This is a genomic window from Streptomyces capitiformicae (assembly GCF_002214185.1).
Classification (GTDB): Bacteria; Actinomycetota; Actinomycetes; order Streptomycetales; family Streptomycetaceae; genus Streptomyces; species Streptomyces capitiformicae.
The window spans coordinates 9,404,857-9,423,846 of sequence record NZ_CP022161.1; the positions used below are offsets into that span (position 1 = coordinate 9,404,857).

Annotated in this window: 14 protein-coding genes and 1 pseudogene; 9 read left to right on the top strand and 6 right to left on the bottom strand. The window is 70.0% G+C overall.

Annotated elements, in window-relative coordinates; translation table 11 throughout:
• Positions 1-139: 139 nt before the first annotated feature.
• The 5 genes and pseudogenes from CES90_RS50615 to CES90_RS42220 form a co-directional block, all read right to left on the bottom strand.
• A complete protein-coding gene (locus tag CES90_RS50615; protein WP_232791368.1) occupies positions 140-1,015 on the bottom strand; it encodes a hypothetical protein in 876 nt (291 codons plus the stop codon).
• A 367-nt stretch (positions 1,016-1,382) separates the two neighbouring features.
• The gene (locus CES90_RS50620; protein ID WP_268257078.1) at positions 1,383-3,581 is read right to left on the bottom strand and encodes a helicase associated domain-containing protein; all 2,199 of its coding nucleotides are present in this window, start codon (positions 3,579-3,581) and stop codon (positions 1,383-1,385) included.
• A gap of 47 nt (positions 3,582-3,628) precedes the next feature.
• Positions 3,629-3,826, bottom strand: a pseudogene (locus tag CES90_RS51470) (DEAD/DEAH box helicase family protein); the annotation flags it as partial.
• 614 nt (positions 3,827-4,440) lie between these two features.
• Positions 4,441-6,201 carry an FAD-dependent oxidoreductase gene (locus CES90_RS42215; protein WP_189788265.1) on the bottom strand — a complete coding sequence of 587 codons (1,761 nt, stop codon included), beginning with the start codon at positions 6,199-6,201 and terminating at the stop codon, positions 4,441-4,443.
• Between the two features lie 45 nt (positions 6,202-6,246).
• Complete coding sequence (locus CES90_RS42220) at positions 6,247-8,196, bottom strand: maleylacetate reductase and hydroxyquinol 1,2-dioxygenase domain-containing protein (protein WP_189788264.1); 1,950 nt, start codon at positions 8,194-8,196, stop codon at positions 6,247-6,249.
• Between the two features lie 177 nt (positions 8,197-8,373).
• On the opposite strand from CES90_RS42220, the gene CES90_RS42225 reads away from it, so the two are divergent.
• Both CES90_RS42225 and CES90_RS42230 read left to right on the top strand, forming a co-directional pair.
• Complete coding sequence (locus CES90_RS42225; protein ID WP_189788263.1) at positions 8,374-9,279, top strand: AraC family transcriptional regulator; 906 nt, start codon at positions 8,374-8,376, stop codon at positions 9,277-9,279.
• A 71-nt stretch (positions 9,280-9,350) separates the two neighbouring features.
• Positions 9,351-9,938 (top strand): carboxymuconolactone decarboxylase family protein, encoded by a 588-nt coding sequence (locus CES90_RS42230; RefSeq protein ID WP_189788262.1) that lies wholly within the window; start codon positions 9,351-9,353, stop codon positions 9,936-9,938.
• Positions 9,939-9,950: 12 nt separating this feature from the next.
• Here CES90_RS42230 and CES90_RS42235 read toward each other — a convergent pair whose 3' ends face one another.
• Positions 9,951-10,871 (bottom strand): LysR family transcriptional regulator, encoded by a 921-nt coding sequence (locus CES90_RS42235; RefSeq protein ID WP_189788261.1) that lies wholly within the window; start codon positions 10,869-10,871, stop codon positions 9,951-9,953.
• A gap of 153 nt (positions 10,872-11,024) precedes the next feature.
• On the opposite strand from CES90_RS42235, the gene CES90_RS42240 reads away from it, so the two are divergent.
• The 7 genes from CES90_RS42240 to CES90_RS42270 all read left to right on the top strand — a co-directional run bounded on the left by CES90_RS42240 (position 11,025) and on the right by CES90_RS42270 (position 18,749).
• Positions 11,025-12,020 carry a fumarylacetoacetate hydrolase family protein gene (locus CES90_RS42240; RefSeq protein ID WP_189788260.1) on the top strand — a complete coding sequence of 332 codons (996 nt, stop codon included), beginning with the start codon at positions 11,025-11,027 and terminating at the stop codon, positions 12,018-12,020.
• A complete protein-coding gene (locus CES90_RS42245) occupies positions 12,017-13,015 on the top strand; it encodes a cyclase family protein (RefSeq protein ID WP_189788259.1) in 999 nt (332 codons plus the stop codon). Before CES90_RS42240 ends, CES90_RS42245 begins: the two co-directional genes overlap by 4 nt.
• A 63-nt stretch (positions 13,016-13,078) precedes the next feature.
• Positions 13,079-14,206, top strand: a complete 1,128-nt coding sequence (locus CES90_RS42250; protein ID WP_189788258.1) for an FAD-dependent oxidoreductase — start codon at positions 13,079-13,081, stop codon at positions 14,204-14,206.
• Between the two features lie 53 nt (positions 14,207-14,259).
• Positions 14,260-15,243 carry an amidohydrolase family protein gene (locus CES90_RS42255; protein ID WP_229914478.1) on the top strand — a complete coding sequence of 328 codons (984 nt, stop codon included), beginning with the start codon at positions 14,260-14,262 and terminating at the stop codon, positions 15,241-15,243.
• A 25-nt stretch (positions 15,244-15,268) separates the two neighbouring features.
• On the top strand, positions 15,269-16,207 hold the full coding sequence (locus CES90_RS42260; protein WP_189788256.1) for a VOC family protein: 939 nt from the start codon (positions 15,269-15,271) through the stop codon (positions 16,205-16,207).
• A gap of 85 nt (positions 16,208-16,292) precedes the next feature.
• A complete protein-coding gene (locus tag CES90_RS42265; RefSeq protein WP_189788255.1) occupies positions 16,293-17,246 on the top strand; it encodes a fumarylacetoacetate hydrolase family protein in 954 nt (317 codons plus the stop codon).
• 246 nt (positions 17,247-17,492) lie between these two features.
• Positions 17,493-18,749: an MFS transporter gene (locus tag CES90_RS42270; RefSeq protein ID WP_189788254.1), complete on the top strand. Its 1,257-nt coding sequence runs from the start codon at positions 17,493-17,495 to the stop codon at positions 18,747-18,749.
• Positions 18,750-18,990: the final 241 nt, after the last annotated feature.

The following is an 18,990-nucleotide window of genomic DNA, read 5'->3' on the forward strand; positions in this document are numbered from 1 at the left end:
TGGGTGAGGGCGTTGCGGGGGACGCCGGCCTCGATGGCGAGGGCCACGATGGTCAGGGCTCCGTTGGAGCGCTCGGGTCGGCCGGTCAGGATGCGGTCCATGGCGGCGCGGATGCGGTCGCGCTCGTCTGCTGTTCCGCTCACGGGGTGGGGTCCTTCAGGGTGATCCGGGTGCGGTCATGGGTGTCGGCGATGCCGCGTAGGCGGTCGGCGTGGTCGCGTAGCCGTTCACTGATCGGCTGGGGCACGTGCGTGGCCTGTCTGTCGAGGGTGTCGGCGCGGTCGCGCAGTGATGTGGCGTGGTGGTCGGTGCGGACGATGTTGCCGCAGCCGGGCATGCAGTGATCGAGCCGTGGGGAATCGCGGACGCCGGTGCGGTGGCACAGGGCCTGTTCCCGCTTGTAGTGGCACAGCAGGAGCGCCTGCGGGTTGTCGTACAGCATGGCGTCGTCGTTGGCGAGGAGGCGGCGGGCGGTGGTGGCGTTGATGACGGTGCCCTCGAAGCGCGGGGCGCGGGCGGTGGCCTTGATGGCGCGCCGGGCGGCCGGGCCGGAGAGGCCGCCGCCTGACTGGAGGTCGTCGTTGAGGTCGGCGACGGTGTCGGCGACGGCGCGGACGGTTTCGATGTCGATCAGTTCGTGGATGCCGTCGCGGCTGCGCGCGGCATAGCCTTCGGAGACCAGCGCGGTGCGTAGGTGGCCGTACTGGATGGCGAGAGCGACGAGCCCGCCAGGGCGGCGGGCGACGTGCCAGGCCAGGGTGCGGCGGAAGCGCCTTGTGCCGACCGCTCCGTGCGGGTCGGGCGGGATCACTTCGCCGGGCACGCGGTGGCGGGCGGCTTCGGCGTTTGCCCAGGTGACGAAGTCCTCGATCCTCACGCGCAGGGCGGGTGAGCGCAGGGAGCCGGTGCTGGGGCCGGCCATGGCGCCGTGCACGGCGTGGGCGAACAGCAGCTCGCCGCATTCGACCATGCGCTCCAGTGCGCGGATGGCGTGGACGACGGGGGTGATGGCCACCCAGGGGACGTCGCGCTCGCGTCCGGCGGAGTGGTGGTTGCCGTGCGCGTCGGTGGCGTTGTCCCGATCGCTCCGCGATCGTGCCTCCTCCCCGACTTACCTTCGCTTTCAAGTCCAACATGACCGGGGTGCAGGTTAATTCAGCTAGCAGCAAGGGTCGGCGGTCGTTGCTCTATCCGACTGGGTGCTTGGTGACGGCTCGTCAGTTACAACTAGAACGTCGAGCCGTGCCAATCCTGTGTGCCGCTGCTTCCTTGTCTCCCAAACTTTGGAGTATTCGAGTTCTGCCACTCCCCCGCTTACCGGAGATGGGACCCGGGAGCACATGAAACGCGTCTGCTGTCGCACTGAGCTCAGCGGCCAAACCTCAGCCGTTTGATGGCCCGATGGTCCCGGGAGCACGGACCAGATCGACGCCGTGCTGGGCAAGGGTAGCGGACACCAACTCTTCTTGCGCTGAGGGTAGTTGATCAGCGTTCAGCTTGGTGCGGACCTTGGCGAACCAGGGGCCGATCATGGCACGGTCGCCGTCCACCTCGATCCACTCTCGGGCCCCGGGGGTGCGTCCCCACCGTGCCACGAAGAGCCCGAGGATCTCGGTGGTCTGTGCGAACGTGCGCCGCCGCGATGTGCTCGGCCTGCCCGCGGCGTGCTCTTGGTCCAGGAGGGCGCGGCCGGGGGTGATTCCGATGCGGGCGAGCAGGTCGCACCGGCCGGGGTCGAGGTCGGGCCAGCTGGTGAGCTGGCGGTGCAGCCAGCTGCCCGCCTTCACTCCGTGGATGACCGTGTCGCGGCGCAGCGTGCTGGGGTGGTTGCCGGCTTCCAGGTGGCGGCGCAGCAGATGGTACTTGCGATGCCAGTCGGGGCCGTAGGGGAGTTTCCAGTCTGGGTCGAGGGCTGTGAGCTGGTTGTCGCGGTCGGGGGTGAGGCGGTCCTTTCGGGCCAGGGCGCGCTGGTCGGCAAGGAATTGGCCGCCGGGTAGTTGGGTGGGGATGGCAAGGTGGCCGTGTTCGGCGTGGAAGGTCTCGACGGTGGCCAGGTGGCCTTGCCAGGTGGCCTCGTGGTCGTCCCAGATCATGCCGAGATCCTCGAGCTCGGCGATCCATTCGGGATCGAGGGCGCCTGCCTGGTAGGCGGTGCGCTGGCCGGTGATGAATTGCCCCAGCCGGTAGCCGTAGGCGTCCTCGTAGTCGGCGCTCACGCGCAGGTGGCTGTGTTCGCTTTGGTAGCGGATGGCGGCGGCTAGGCCGGCGCGGCGGGGGGCGGACAGGACGGCGCCGTGGGAGGGCCAGACGAGCAGGTCCAGGGCGCGGGCGATCGCGGTGGGGTCGAGGGTGTGGTCGAAGCGGAAGCGGCGGGTGATGTAGGTGTGGGAGTCGCGGGCGGGGTGCTGGTTCTTGGCGCGGGGGGCGCGGGCGGCGATGGTCTGGTCGTGGTGGCGCAGGGCAGAGGTGACCAGCCAGAGGGCTTCGTAGGGGGTGCCGAGGAGGTCGGTGGGGTCGGCACCGGGCGGGATGTAGGCGGGGACAACGAAGCTGGCCGTCTTCGTCGTGGCGGTGGGTGGTTTGCGCAGGGCACGGCCCAGGGCCTGGACGATGCGGCGGACGCTGGCGGTGCGGTCGGCGAAGACGACGGCGTCGACGGCCGGCAGGTCGACCCCTTCGCCAAGGACTTTGGCGTTGGCCAGCACGGCCCGGTCGGCGTCGGTGAAGCGGGCGATGATGTCGGCGCGCCGGCGGGGGCTGTGGGTGCCGTCGATGGACTGCACGACGACGTCGTCCGCCCAGTCGGGGCGCAGTTCGTCGGGGAGGGTGCGCAGGGTGTGGGCGAACTGGCGGGCAAAGTCGGCGGCGTCGGCGATCTGCTGGAAGTAGACGAACACGTGCCGTAGGTCCTGCTCGCGCATGGCTTTGAGGATGGCCACGTGCAGGGCTGTGGTGCGGCGCGCGGTGGGCCCGGCTTCCGGGTCGGTGAGCGCGGTGTGCAGTTCAGTGTCGGTGACGGTGGGGACGACGAGTTGGTAGTCGGCCAGGACGCCGTCATCGATGGCGTCGGCGTGGGAGTAGGTGTGCAGGCGGGGGCCGAAGATCTGCGGCTGGTCCATGGTGGCCAGCAGTGCCGGGTCGTCCCAGGGCGGTGCTGTGGCGGCTGTGCGCTTGGGCTGCGCCCTGGTGGTGGGCGGCTCGGTCAGGCGTGGGGCTTCCCATACATAGGGGGTGGCGGTGAGGTAGAGGCGGCGCTCGGCAGGGATGCGTTCGTTGTCGTGCAGCGCGGTCCAGCTCTTCTCCCAGGTGCCGGCCGTGGCGTGTGCTTCGTCCACGATGAGCAGGCCGAAGACGGGGGCGGGGAAGATCGCGGAGTGTTGGGCTTCTTCGATCTTGGACAGCGAGTCGTAGGTGAAGAAGACCGTTGCTTTGGGGTGGCGGGCGAGCCAGTAGGCCAGGTACTCCCCGCGTTGGCCGAGTCGACCTTGGCTTCGGCGAGGAGCGGGTGTGATTCGGCGCGCAGCGAGGAGACCGTGATCATCGGCTCCTGGCGGCCGTCCGCGCGAGCCGCTGCCGCCCACTGCGCGACCAGGTCCAGGCTGGGTACTGCCACTGCCAGGTGTCGCACTCCGAGTTCTTCGGCGACGCGCAGTGCGAAGAGGGTCTTGCCGGTGCCGCAGGCCGAGACGGCGTGTCCGCGGGTGCGCGGGCGGCGTAGGTGGCGGATTGTGTTGGCGAGGCCCTCTTGTTGGTCGGTGCGCAGGGCCAGACGCCCGGTGTGTTCTGTTGCGGTGGGACTGGCGGTCATCGCGCGGTTCCTCGGCATGCGTGAGGGGCTGACTCGTGTTCATTCTCGCGTACGGAGGGGGTGTGGCGCGGTGTTTCTTGGTTGGCGGGGGCGCGCTGCGGGCCACGCGGGCCCCGTGATCTGCGTCGTTGGTTGTGGGGCATGGGCGATGGTGGCGGCTACGTTGTGCTGGGGAGAGCGCGAGTTGATCGCCGTGGGGCCCGGAGAGGGCCGGTCTTCCTCTTCTTGATTGCGGGCGTTCCGATTGGTTGTGTTTTGTGGTGGTTGAGCTCTCTCCCCTTGATCGTGCGCGGAGAGGGCAAATGGGAGTACACCGGCCGCACCTACCGAAGCATCGTCCGCTACCGCGGTGGACACCACTCACTCGCCCATCGGCACCACCTTCAGCAACCTCTTCCGGTCCACCGGACTCACGATGCCGACGCTGCGGCAGGACCGGATCCGCGACGAGGCGTTCGAGGTCGACGACCCGCTTCGCCTGATGCGCCTGTTCGGCATCTCGTCTCACACCGCGATGCGGTACATCACGTTTCGGCCCACCCCGAACGCACAGCGAAGCTCCCACGGTGAGGCGAGCGGGTCAGGAGCAGACGCCGCCAGGTGGGCGAAGGTCATGCAGCGTGTGCTGCACGTCATGCGGGTCGGCGGAGCACCATGGTCAGCGCCTCCCGCAGCAGTCGGGTCGCCTCGGTGATGTCGGCGGCGCCGTCCGGCCGGCGCCAGGCCACGTATCCGTCGGGGCGGACGAGCAGCGCACCCTCCTCGTCGATCTCGGCGCGGCGGCTCCACTCGCCGTACGCGTCGTGCGCGTCGCGGTCGATGACGACGGTGCGCAGGTCGAGACCGAGTTCCCGGGCCAGGGTGTCGGCGGCGTCGGCCCACGGGGCTCCGGCCAGGCCGGTGACGATGGAGAACCTGCCCCTGCCGACCAGGTCGAGCGTCGAGATGCGCCCGCCCCTGTGGTCCACGAGCCAGGCGTGCGGCAGTTTCGCGCCGGGGCGGGAGGTCGGGCGTCCGAAGAGTTCGTTGTCGCGGGTGATCGTTTCGGCGGTGCCGTCGGGGATGACGGCGGCCGACTTGTAGCGCTGGTTGTGCTCGATGCCGTGGGCGTTGAACTCGTAGTGCTTCAGTTCGATCGCCTCGCGGATGGCCCGCCGCTTCTTCGCCCCGTCGGCGTCCGGCTGCCGGGCCGCGTGCAGCGCTTTGGTGATGCCCTCCTCGTCGCCGCCGACGACGCCGAGGGCCTCGAACAGGGGCAGGAACTGGTCCCGGGAGAGGTTGGCGCGTTCGACGATCTGCTGGGCGACGGGGGCTCGTTCGTCGGAGTAGGTGTCCAGCAGCTCGGGCCCGGCGTGTCCCTTGAGGACGGTCGCCAGCTTCCACGCCAGGTTGTAGGAGTCCTGGACGGAGGTGTTGGAGCCGAGGCCGTTGGACGGCGGATGCCGGTGGACGGCGTCCCCGGCACAGAAGACGCGGCCGGCGTGGAGCCGGGTGGCGTAGGCGTGGTTGACGGTCCACAGGGAGGCGCTGTCGATCTGCACGTCGAGTTCGTCGTCACCCACGAGGTCGCGGACGATCGCTGCCGCGGCTTCGTCGGTGAGCGCGGGCGGGGGGTTGTCGATGTCGTAGCCCCAGACGATGAGCCACTCGTTCCAGGGTCGGACCATGCGCAGCAGGCCCATGCCGATGCCTCCGACGTCGGCGCCCGGGCGCATGATCCAGTACAGGACGCTGGGACGGTGTTCGACGTACTGTCCGAGGTCGGCTCTGAAGACGATGTTCATGCTGCCGGCCTTGCCCATCTGCCCCTCCATGGGCAGCCCCAGCTTCTGCGCGACGATGCTGCGGCCGCCGTCGGCGCCGATCATGTAGCGGGCGCGGACGGTGTGTTCAGTGCCGCTGGGCCGGTCGCGCAGGCGTGCGGTCACGCCGTGCGCGTCCTGTTCGAAGTCGACGAGTTCTGTGTTGAGCCGGACCACGGCGCCGCGCTTGGCGGCGCCTGCCAGGAGGATGGGCTCCAGGTAGGTCTGCGGGAGGTCGATCATCTGGCAGGGGCTCTGGGAGGCGTATTCGGTCAGGCTCTCGTCGCCGGTGCCCCAGGTGCGGATGCGGCCGATCTCCTCGCCCAGGAGTGAGGTGGCGAAGACGGTGTCGCCCATCAGGTGGCTCGGTGTGCCCTTCTCCAGGGCCTCTTGCTCGATGCCGAGGTCGCGGAAGACCTCCATGGCGCGCTGGTTGGTGATGTGGGCCCGTGGGGTGTCGGCGAGCCATCCGTACTTGGTGACCAGGTGGGTGCGCACACCGTAGGTGGCCAGCAGCAGGGCGGCGGTTCCGCCGGCGGGTCCGCTGCCGACGACGAGAACATCGGTGTCGTAGCTTTCAGGCGTGCTCATGCTGTCTCCGTGAAGATCTGTGGAAATCCGTCAGGGGATGGGCGCTCAGTGCCCGAGACTGGCGATGCGGAAGGTGAAAGCGAGTTGGCGCCACTCGCCGTCGACAGGTCGGCCGTCGGGTGTGGGGCCGGTTTGCCGGACGAAGTCCGTGATCAGGTCGTCCTTGACGCCGAAGACCGCGTCGCGCTGGCCGGGGGCTCCGTCGAGGTAGGCTCCGCCCCGGACGAACAGCTGGGTGATCAGCGGCTGGTGTCCGGGGGCGTTGATCAGGAAGTGCACGTGCGGTGCACGGTAGGGGTGGCGTCCGACGGTGTAGAGCATCTTGCCGACCGGGCCGTCGTCCGGGATCGGGTATGCGGACGGCAGGATCGACCAGAACGTGAACCGCCCGTCGGCGCCGGTGGTGAACCGGGCGCGCAGTACCGGCCCGTCCAGGTCAGGGAGTTGGACGTCGTAGAAGCCGTCTTCGTTGGACTGCCAGACGTCCACGACGGCGTCGGCGACCGGTTTCCCGTCCTGGTCGGTCACTGTGATGTCCGCCCACATCGGCGTGCCCGTGAAGTCTCCTGCGATGTCTGTGCCGTGTTCGGCGGCGGGCGGCCCGGCGACGTAGAAGGGTCCGAGGATCGCGGAGGAAGTGGTGTCGGGTGTACGGGAGTTGGCGAGGGCATCGACGACGCTGGACACACCGAGGGTGTCGGAGAGGAGGATGAACTCCTGCCGTGTGTCGGTGGTGATGTGGCCGGCTTCGGTGAGGAAGTCGATGGCCCGCTGCCATTCGTTGGGGGTCAGGTCGTTGCGGATCGTGTAGGCGTGCAGGGTGCGGGCGAGATCGGTGAGCAGTTGCCTGAGACGCGGGTTCGTGCAGCCGTCGAAGCTGGCCGCGACCTCGTCGGTCAGCGCGCGCAGGTCGGGAACGGACTCGGCCGCCGCCTGCGGGCGGTGGCCGTGCCAGGCGTCCCGCAACAGGTCGGCGAGGCCGGTGCGGGTCAGTTCGCGCGGGTTCGGATACGGCTGTGCGGTGGCCAGTTCCGCCGCGCGGTCCAGGTCGGCCTCGGCCATGCCGAGATCCCGTAGTGACGTCGGGCCGCCGACCTGGCGGATCAGGTCGAAGACGCCGGTGGGGGCGTCGGGCGCGCCCAGGGCGTGCGCGATGCGTTCCATCGTCTGTTCGGCGGCGGGTGCGTTGTAGGCCATGGCGTGCGGGAGGATCACGGTGTGGGTCTCGGCGTGCGGCAGGCCGAAGGTGCCGCCCAGTGTGTGGCAGAGCTTGTGGTGCAGTCCCATGCCGACGGCGCCGAGGCAGTTGCCGGACAGCCATGCCGCCTGCAGCAGCTCCGCGCGTGCCGCCATGTCCGAGGGGTTGTCGTGGAGGGTGGGGAGGGCTCGGCCGATGGCGGCGACCGCTTCCAGGGCCATGGCGTCGGTGACGGGGTCGGCGTCCGGCGAGTAGAGGGCTTCCACGGCGTGGGCCAGGGCGTTGATGCCACTGGTCACGGACATGGCGATGGGGAGAGCGAGGGTGAGCTCGACGTCGTATACGACGGTGTTCGGCAGGATCGCGGGTGAGGACCGGGTGACCTTGCGGCCGTCCGCTGTCTCGCCGAGCACGGGGGTGACCTCGGAACCGGCATAGGTGGTCGGCACGATGATCTGGGGCAGGTCCGTGCGGACCGCCAGCGCCTTCGCGAGGCCGGTCGTCGAGCCGCCGCCGATGGCCACGAGGCAGTCCACCCGCTGGTCGCGCAGGAGGTCCAGGGCCTGTTCGGTCACCTCGACGGGGGTGTGCATGGCCGCGCCGTCGAACTCGGCCACCACCAGGTCGCCGAGGACTTCACGGAGGCGTTCGGTGTCCTTGCGCAGGACCGGTGATCCGTCGGAGAGGAGCAGTACCCGGGACCCGCCGAGCCGTTCGGCCTCATCGCGGACCTGCGGGAGTGTTCCCGCGCCGAAGACCACCCGGCTCGGGCTGGCCGTGTGCACAAAACTCCTCATGAAGCTGCTCTCCGTGCTGCGGGGGTCAGGGGGTCTGTCGCAGTATTCGAGGCCGTGCACCGGTGTTCCTGCACAATCTCGGCATCGCTTTGCACAGAAACGGCGTCGGCCGCCGCCTGGTCCGTGCTTGCCCGCCCGTACGGAAGGCAGCGAGACTGTGCCGCGAAGGAGGGCCGCATGAGCGAGATGGGACTCGGTGACACCCACGGAATACTGGTTCGGCCAGGGGTGCGTCCCGTCCGCACGAGTGCGGGTCTGGGCTGGGAGGGGCTGTATGTGTCGACGCAGCGGGAGCTGCCGTACCGGGATGCCTTTCAGGGAGCCGGCAGCCACCTGGTGATCCTGCATCTGGACGGGCCCGTCACCGTCCGCAGGGGACGCCGCGGGTTGACGGCCGCGCGGCAGGTGCCGCCCGGCGGTCTGTTCCTGCATCCGGCCGAGACGGAGCTGGACGTGGAACTCGGCGGTTATCTGAACACCGTGCATGTCTACCTGTCGGACGCGGTCCTCCAAGCGACCGCAGAGGGTGGACGGCCGGTACGGCTGGAGGAGGAGTTCGGCACCACGGATCCGCTCCTGGAGCAGCTGGTTCTGGCCCTCGACGGTGTTGTACGGCGCTGGGAGCCCAGTGCCGGCGCCTACGCGGATCAGCTCGCGCTCATGACCGCGGCCCAGCTGGCCCGTCGCCACAGCGTGCGGCTGGGGGCACCCCCGGCCGGAGGCTGGGGGAGGGTCGGCGAGCGGGCGGGGCGGCAGGTGGGGCTCACCGACCGGCAGTTCGCGGCCGTTCGGGAGCTCATCGACGCCCGGCTTTCCGAGCCGCTGTCGCTGGAGGACCTCGCCTCGGCCGCGGGTCTCGGCGTCAGCCAGTTCGCCCGGCGTTTCAAGGCCCGCGTCGGGTGCCCTCCCCACCGGTACCTCGTGCGCGTGCGTGTGGAGCAGGCCGCCCGCCTGCTGCGCGCGGGTTCCATGCCCATCGCGCAGGTTGCGGCGGCGTGCGGCTTCTCCCACCAGGAGCACCTGAGCCGAGTGGTCCGCGCCCACTTCGGTACGACGCCGGCCGCTCTGCGCCGTGAGGGCTGACGGAATCGCTGTGTGAGGCGCGCGGGCCACAGCGGGCTATAGTTCCCCGTCGTCGAACGAAGGGAGCGACGATGGTCGCGCGCCTTGCAGGGTTTCTCCCCGGCGATCTGACCGAGGAACAGGCCGCGGTCTACCAGGCCATATCCGGAGGCCCACGTGCCGCCGGTCCCCAGCTCTTCGCCCTCACCGACAGCGAAGGACGGCTTCGGGGACCGTTCAACGCGATGCTTCTCAGCCCTCCGGTCGGCGCCGCTGTGCAGGCCGTGGGTGCGGCGGTGCGCTATCGGTCCTCGCTCAGCGACCGTGTCCGGGAGATGGCCGTGCTCCTCGTCGCCGCTCACTGGGGCAGCGCTTTCGAACGAGAGGCGCACGAGGCCGTGGGGCGTGCCTGCGGTCTGACCGAGGAGGAGCTCGGCTCCCTGCGCTCCGGTGCGCTGCCGGCCCTGACCGATCCCGACGAGAGCATCGCGCTGCGGACCACGGCCGCCCTGCTGCGCTCCGGCAGCCTGGGCGACGACGAGTACAACGCGGCGGTGTCGGCGATCGGTGAGCGCGGCCTGTTCGAGCTGACGACCCTGGTGGGCTACTACTCCACGCTCGCCCTACAGCTCCGCGTTTTCGCAGGTGAGGAAGGCGAGCCGAGGCCGTCGGTGCCCTGAGGGAAAGCCCGGTCACCCCTCCTGTGAGCGCTCTGCCATCCGTTTCGCGACCCGCGCGATGGTCTCGCGAAGCCACGTGTGCGCCGCGTCGTGGGTGTGGACGGGGTGCCACCAGAGAGCTTCGTGGAGGGGCATCGTGCCGTGCGGCGGCTCCATGATCCGAATGCCTGCGGCGTCCCGCAGCCGCTCGGCGAGCCTGGCCTGGACGAGAGCGATTCTCCCGGTTCCGGCGACGAGGAAGCACAGTGCCTGGAAGGTGTCGGCGGAGACCTCCGAGCGGGGCTCGATGCCGAGCATGCTCAGCTGTCGCGTGGATGTTGTGTCGTACAGCCGCCGGTATGTCACCCAGGGCAGCCGGGTCAGGTCGTTCGGTGTGAGTTCGTCGCCCACCTCCGTATTGTCCTGTGAGACCACGAAGACCCAGCGGTCCTGGAAGACGTCGACCGCCGGGTAACCGCTGATGAAGCCGTGCGGCAGCAGTAGCCCGTCGGTGGTGCTCAGCAGTGCGGCTGTCTCCTCGGTGACCGTGGCGGGAGTCAGCTCGAAGTGGAGCCGGACCCCGGGCGCCTCCGCGTGAATGGTGCGGGTCAGTTCGGTGCCGAAGACCGTCACCGCGTAGTCCGAAATGATGATCTTGAATTCGTGGCGGTCCTCGGCCGGGTCGAATTCGGCCTGGCTGCTGAAGACCCGTTCCGCCATGTCGCAGGCCCTGGCCGTGCGGTCCAGCAGCGCCTGGCCGAGGGCGGTCAGCTCGTAGTTGTTGCCGGTCCTGAAGAGGAGTTCGTCGTCGAAATGCCGGCGCAGTCGCGCGAGGGCGCCGCTCATCGCGGGCTGGCTGAGCCCGATGCGCTGTCCGGCCCTGGTGACGTTGCGTTCCTCCAGCAGAGCGCGCAGAGCAACCAGGAGATTGAGGTCGAGGCTGGCCAGGTGCATGGCGCTCCCGAGGGCTGGTCACCCGCCGCAAGGCGAGAGACGAGAGACGAGAAGCTCATCGGTGCCGCCGATGGGCTTCATCCGGCGAATCGATTTCCCCAATGGGATGCGGTGCGGCCAGATTAGTCGCACCGCCACCGAGAGGACACATCCGTGAAACGTGATGTTGATTCGCCGGCCTTCTCCGGCTCCTTCGCGCTCGGCACCGTCAGCGCACAGGGCCGGGATCCGTTCCCCGCTCTGGTCGTGCCGGGCCGCCGCGTGCTTGACCTGCGTGCCGCTCTGGGCGCGCCGGAGCTCACCGTGCGCGCGCTGCTGGAGGGCTGGGATGAGGTGCTGCCCCGTCTGCGCACTCTGGCCGCGGACACGGCCGGCGACTGGCTGCCGCTGGACGGCCTGCGGGTGCATGCCCCGGTGGAGCCACGGCAGGTGTTCCAGTCCGGCGCCAACTACCGGCAGCACGTGATCGATCTGGCCGTCGCCCACCGCTCCCCCGACGACCCCCGCACGGTCGAGGAGGCGCGGACAAAGTTCGCGGAGGTCATGGACCGGCGGGCGCGCGAGGACCTGCCGTATGTGTTCATCGGTCTGCCGAGCGCGATCACCGGCCCGTACGACGACGTGGTGCTCCCCGCATGGGCCGCACAGCCGGACTGGGAACTGGAGCTGGCGGCCGTGATCGCCAGGCCCGCCCACCGGGTCTTGGTGGAGGAGGCCCTGGAGTACGTCGCCGGCTACACGATCGCCAACGATCTCACCGATCGCGCCTCCGTCTTCCGCCAGGACATGCCCGGCATCGGCACCGACTGGCTGCGCAGCAAGAACGCTCCCGGCTTCACCCCGCTCGGCCCCTGGATCGTCCCCGCCGAGTCCGTCGCGGACCCCGGTGACCTGCGGGTCACGCTGAAGCTGAACGGCGACACCATGCAGGACGAGTCCACCAAGGACATGCTCTTCGGCATCGCCCGGCTGGTGTCGTACATCTCCCAGGCTGCCCGGCTGCTGCCCGGTGACCTGGTGCTCACGGGCAGTCCGGCCGGCAACGGCATCCACTGGGGGCGCCTGCTGCAGGGCGGCGACGTCATGGAGGGCTCCATCACCGGGCTCGGTGTGCAGCGCACCCGTTGTGTGGCGGGGACACCGGCGTGAGCCTGGACCGGCGCGATCCCGAGGGCGCGATCGCCGGGGCCGCGAAGGCGTACTCGAACTGGGGACGCTGGGGCGAGGACGACGTGCTCGGCACCCTCAACTTCCTCGACGAGGCGAAACGCCGCGAGGGTATGGCCCTGGGCCGGCGCGGGGTGAGTTTCTCTCTCTCGCAGCGCTTCGACATGAACGGCCCGCAGAAGGGCTGGCGCAGGCGCACCAACCCCATCCACACCATGCTGATGACCGGCACCGACGCCGCCCTCGGCAACCAGGGCTCCCCGCACGGCATCGGCGGCGCCGACGACCTCATCACGATGCCGCTGCAGTGTTCCACCCAGTGGGACGGACTCGGCCACGTCTTCGACCACGGCAAGGCGTGGAACGGACGCGACGCGCAGAAGGTCGTCACCGCCGACGGTGACCTCGTCACCGGCATCGAGCACATGGCCCCGCACGTCGCCGGGCGCGGCGTCCTCCTCGACGTGGGACGGGTCTTCGGCGTCGGTGGGGGCACCTCCCGCTCGAGCGGAGCCGACAGTGGGGGAGAGCTGCCCGACGGCTTCGCCATCACCGAGGAGCATCTGACGGCCACGGCCGAGGCACACGGCGTCATCGTCGGCCGGGGTGACATCGTCCTCGTGCGCACCGGGCAGCTGGCCCGGGTGCGCCGTGAGGGCTGGGGCGACTACGCGGGCGGTGACGCACCCGGCCTGTCCTTCACCACCGCCGGCTGGCTGCACACGAGCGAGATCGCCGCGATCGCCACCGACACCTGGGGCTTCGAGGTCCGGCCCAACGAGTTCGAGTGCGCCTTCCAGCCGCTGCACCAGGTCGTCATCCCCAACATGGGCCTGCTGGTCGGCGAGATGTGGGACCTCGACGCGCTCGCCGCGGACTGCGCGGACGACGGCGTGTACGAGTTCTGGCTCACCGCCGCACCCCTGCCCATCACCGGAGCCGTCGGCTCCCCCGTCAACCCGATCGCCGTCAAGTAGCTGGATCGGCGCGATCGCCGTGAAGTGGCTGGATCGCGCAGCCAGAGGAACAAGGGAGTTCCCATGACCGACACTCGCACCGTCCTCGTCGTCGGCGGCGGCACCGCAGGAAACGGCCTGACCGTCCTGCTGCGCAAAGCCGGCATCGGCGTCGACCTCGTCGAAGCCAGGGCCGACTGGAACGTCCACGGCTCCGGAATCACCACTCAAGGCAACGCCCTGCGCGTCCTGCGCGAGATCGGCGTGTGGGAGGAGGTCGAGAAGCACGGCTTCGGGTTCGACGCGCTCGGCATCACCGCTCCCGACGGGACGGTACTGCACGTCGACGCGCATCACCGCACCGGCGGAGGGGACCTGCCCGCGGTTGTCGGCATGCAGCGGGCGGACCTCCAGCGCATCCTCATCGACGCGGTCCGAAGATCCGGTGCCCGGGTCCGGCTCGGCACCACCGTCCAGCAGCTGGAACAGGACGCCGCAGGTGTCGACGTCACCTTCAGCGACGGCACGTCGGGCCGGTACGACCTGGTCGTCGCCGCCGACGGACTGCACTCCGCGACCCGCGCCATGATCGGCATGAGCGAGCGGCCCGAACCCGTCGGCATGGGGATCTGGCGCGTCTGCGCCCCTCGTCCCGCACGTGTCGAGCGCACTGACCTCGCTTACGGCGGACCCTGTTACATCGCCGGCTACTGTCCCACCGGCCCGGACTCCCTCTACGCGTACCTGGTGGAACCCCAGCGGGAACGCGCGAGCCTCGTCCCCGACGCCTACGCCGAGGAGATGCGGCGTCTCGCCGAGCCGTACGGCGGTGCCTGGGACGAGATCCGCGCGTCCATCACCGATCCGAAGAAAGTCAACTACACGGTGTTCACCCGGCATCTGGTCGAGGGCTCCTGGCACCGCGGCCGCGTCGTGCTCGTCGGTGACACCGCGCACAGCTGCCCGCCCACTCTCGCCCAGGGCGCGGCGATGTCCCTGGAGGACGCCCTGGTCCTGGCGGAGCTGCTCGCCGGCCGCGACGACTGGGACGACGAACTGCTCACGGCCTACTACGAGCGGCGCATCCCCCGAGTCCGGCTGGTCGTGGACGGCGCCGTCCAGATCTGCCGGTGGCAGCTGGACGGGGTACGCGACGCCGACGTGCCCGGTCTGATCGGCCGCACGATGACCATGCTGACGGAACTGCCGTGACACCGCCCACCCGTCTCCCACCACCGCCCTTCCAAGGAAGCGCTGCGCGCCCTTTGACTGTCGACGTCCACGCCCACGTCGTACTCCCCGAGCTGGAGGAGGCCGTCGCCGGGTGGCCGGAACGCGCCGCCGCCCGCGCTCTGGAGGCCCGCCGCACCGGCCCAAAGGCCCAGGCCGTCAGTGGGCCCATGATCCGTGAACGCATCCCCATGCTGACCGACGCCACAGCCCGCCTGGCCGCGATGGACGCCTGCGGTGTCGACATACAGCTTGTGTCTCCCGTCCCCGACTACCACTACTGGGCGGACGAGGAGCTGGCCCGCACCGTGTGGGAGCTGGCCAACACCGGTGTCGCGGCACACTGCGCGCAGGCACCGGAGCGGCTGCGCGGCCTCGGGCTGGTCCCGCTCCAGCACCCGCACCTGGCCGTCGAGGCTCTCGAACACGCCTTGGAGCAGGGCCTGTCGGGTGTCGAGATCTCCTCGCACGCACCCGGCCGCGAACTGTCGGACCCCGCATACGAACCCTTCTGGAGCCGCGCGGAGGAGACCGGGGCGGTGCTGTTCCTGCACCCCTACGGCTGCACCCTCGACGAACGCCTGGACCAGTGGTACCTGTCCAACACCGTCGGCCAGCCCACCGAGAACGCCGTCGCGCTCTCCCACCTGATCTTCTCCGGCGTCCTGGACCGCCACCCGGAGCTGAAGCTGATCGCCGCGCACGGGGGCGGCTATCTGCCCACCCACATCGGCCGCTCCGACCACGCCTGGCGGGTCCGTCCCGATGCCAGGGGCTGCGCCCGCCCACCCAGCAGCTACCTCAAGCGGCTGTACTTCGACTCGCTCGTCCACGACCCGTCCGTCCTGCGCGAGCTGATCCGGATCGCGGGCGCCGACCGGGTGCTGCTCGGTTCCGACTTCCCCTTCGACATGGGGGCCGACGACCCACTGGCCGCCCTGCGCGCCGCTCACCTGCCCGACCCCGACTTCCACGCCATTCGCGGTGCCAACGCGGCATCGCTGCTGCGCCTCACCTGAGGCCACTCGAACAGGAGCCCCACTCATGACCGAGCGTCTGCTCACCCACCTGAGGCATGTCGACCTCGCCGTTCCCGACTACGACCAACAACTCGACTTCTACGCCGGCATCTGGGGCCTGACCAAGGTCGCCGAGGACTCCGGCATCTCCTTCCTCGCCGCCGAGGGCAGCCCCGAGCAGTACATCGTGCGCCTGCGCAAGGCCGAGGACAAGCGCCTTGACCTCATCTCCTACGGCGCCGCCAGCCCGGCCGACGTCGACACCCTCGCCGAGCAACTCCTCGCCGGCGGCGTGCAGTTGATCTCCCAGCCGGGCAAGGTCGACACCCCCGGCGGCGGCTACGGCTTCCGCTTCTTCGACATCGACGGCCGCACCATCGAGGTCTCCGCCGACGTCGCCGCACGACAGCACCGCAAGATCGAGGAGAAGGAGTCGATCCCGGTCAAGCTGTCGCACGTCGTCATCAACTCCCCCGACCTGGGCGCCACCAAGGAGTGGTACGAGCACCACCTCGGCTTCCGGCTCTCCGACACCCTCTGGCACCCCAAGATGGGCGAGGCCATGCATTTCATGCGGATCAGCTCCCAGCACCACTCCATGGCCATCGCCCAGGGCCCGCACACCTCCCTGCACCACATCTCCTTCGAGATGCGCGGCATCGACGAGTACATGCGCGGCACCGGCCGACTGCTGCGCGCCGGGGTGCACAAGGTCTGGGGCCCCGGCCGCCACTACGCGGGCGACAACACCTTCTCCTACTTCCACGACCCGCACGGCAACACCGTCGAGTACACCACCGAGCTGGAGCAGCTGGACGAGGACACCTGGCACCCCCACGTCTACGACTTCTCCACCGACGAGGTCTCCGACCAGTGGGGCACGGCCAACCCCGTGAACGAACTGGTCGCCAAGGAGTCCTTCAACGACCCCGACCGCGGCTGCTTCATCGCCCCGCCGGTCTGATCCTCCCTACTCCGGGGGCGCGGCGATGCCCCCGCTCATTGCCCTGAGTGCCCGCCGCGCCCCGGCCCAGCCCCTTGGAGCCCCCATGCGCTTCGCCACATACGAGTATCAGGGCCGCCGCCACTGCGGCGTGCTGGACGGTGCCGCCATACGTCCCTTCCCCGACGGCACGACACTGCTCGACCTGATCCGCTCCGGCCTCCCGCGAGCGGCAACGGACCTCCCACCCACCGCGGACCCGGTCCCGCTGGACGCCGTAAGGCTGCTTCCGCCCCTGGAACCGCCGTCCGTGCGCGACTTCTACACCTTCGAAGAGCACATCGAGGGCGTACGGCGCTCCGGGGACCGCGGCGTACCCGAGGCGTGGTACGACGCACCCACCTTCTACTTCACCAACCCCCAAGCCCTGATCGGCGCGCGCGACGACGTCCCGTATCCGCCCGGCAGCAAGGTGCTGGACTTCGAACTCGAGGTCGCGGTCGTCATCGGCCGCGAGGGCCGTGACCTGACGCCCGAGCAAGCGCGCGACCACATCGCCGGATACACCCTGTTCAATGACTGGTCGGCCCGTGACCTCCAGGTCCACGAAATGCAGGTCGGACTCGGCCCCTGCAAGGGCAAGGACACCGCCACCACCCTCGGCCCCCACCTCGTGACCCCGGACGAGCTGGAGCCGTACCGGGACGCCGACGGCTTCCTGCGCCTCGCCCTGACCTCGGAGATCAACGGCGAGGTCGTCGGCAAGGACCTGCTGTCCAACATGAGCTGGACCTTCGAGGAGATGATCGCCTACGCCTCACGCGGAACCGTCGTCCGAGCCGGCGACGTGCTCGGCTCGGGCACCTGCGGCAACGGCGGCTGCCTGGCCGAACTGTGGGGCATCCGCGGCGAGCGGATCCCGCCGCCGCTGAAGCCGGGCGACACCGTCACCCTCACCGCGGACGTCCTCGGCTCCGTCCGCAACACCGTCATCCCCGGCCCCGAGCCGGTACCCCTCCCGACCGGACGCCGTCGTCCCCGAAGCCGTCCCCGTCCCTGAACGGACCGGACTCCGCCGGCACAACCCGACCTGCTCAAGGCCACGACACCGCATCGGTCGCGCGGATGAGCCGGATCGGGCATACCGATCGCACGGAGGGTGGGCGGCGGGCCCCCGAGGCCGCATAGTCGTCCCACCTGCACGCCGCGTCCCCGTTCTGCGTCGGCGTGACGTCCTCCCAGCATGCCGAACGCCGCCCGCGCCTGTACGGCATGCCCACTGCACACACCGTCCCTGGGAGTTGCCATGCCTGCTTCCGTTCCCTTGCCCTCCGCCGCGATCGGCGAGTTGGCCCCGCCGTGCGTGAGTGTGTCGGGCCCGGCACACCTGCTTCGGGTGAGCGCGCTGATGGCGGGCAGCTGTCTGCCCGTGCTGGGGGCGGTACTGATCGCTCCTGTGCTGCCGAAAATGCAGGACCACTTCGCCTCGACCCCCGGCGCCACGGCGCTCGTGCCCCTCGCGCTGACCATTCCGGCACTGGCACTTGCGCTGCTGGCACCGTTCGCCGGAGTGATCGTGGACCGCGTGGGCCGCAAGCGTCTGCTGCTGGTGGCGACCGTCCTGTACGCGCTGTTCGGCACCGCACCGCTCTGGCTGGACTCGCTGGGCGCGATCATTGCCAGCCGCGCCCTGGTCGGCGTCGCCGAGGCTGCCATCATGACCTGCTGCACCACCCTGATCGGCGACTACTACTCCGGCCGGCGGCGGGTGAAGTACCTCGCCCTGCAGACCATGTGCGCCTCCGCGTCCGCCACGGCGTTCTTCGTGCTCGGAGGTGCTGCCGGTGCGGCGGGCTGGCGGGTCCCGTTCTGGGTGTACGCGGTGAGCCTGCTGCTCGCCCCGGTGCTGGCCTTCGCCCTGCCCGGCCCGACGGTGCGCGAGGTCCCAAAGACAGCCGTGGAAGGTCTCCCGGCGGCCCATCGCCCCTTCCCTTGGCGGCAGATGACGGGCATCTGCGCCCTTACCTTCTTCGGGGCGATGGTGTTCTACACCGTTCCCGCGGAGATGTCGTACCTGCTCGATGACCTCGGTGTGGAGAACACCGGTGTCATTGGTCTGGCAACCGCGGGCGCGAGCGCCGCCACGGTGGCCGGAGCGATCACCTTCGCCCGGCTGAAGCGCTCCCCCGACCCGATGCTGCCCGTCATCTTCGCGGTTTGCACGGCCGGCTTCGGGGTGATGTTCCTCGCCGACAGCATCCCGCTGATGGCCGTCGGTGCAGTGATCAACTGCCTGGGTACGGGAATGCTGTTGCCGGCGCTCCTCACCAGTGCCATGTCCCGGCTGAAGTACGAGGACCGCGGCCGGGGCACGGGGCTGTGGACATCTGCCTACTTCGGTGGCTGTTTCGTGTGCCCGCTGGTGCTGCTCGCCGTCGAGTCGGTGGTCGGCACGCTGGCCGGTGCCGTGGGCCTGCTGGGCCTGACCACCGCGGCAATCGCGCTCGGGCTGCTGGTCGCCGGGCGGCGGGCCGTGCACACGGGCCCCGCACGATCTGTGTGAACGCCGTGGAGACCCCGATCGACGGCGGCCTCACCGCGCACAGCGGCGCCGAGCCGGTCTCGGACGCCGTGCGCCAGGAAACCGAATCACGCGCCCCGCGCCGCCGGGCACCCGAACCAGCAGAAAGGCCCTCTCGCCCATGGACAAGGCCCGCCCAAGCGCCGACGAGGCGCCTCGCCGACATCCCCGACGGAGCCTGCCTGGCCGTCGGCGGCTTCGGCCTCAGATAACCACACCAACG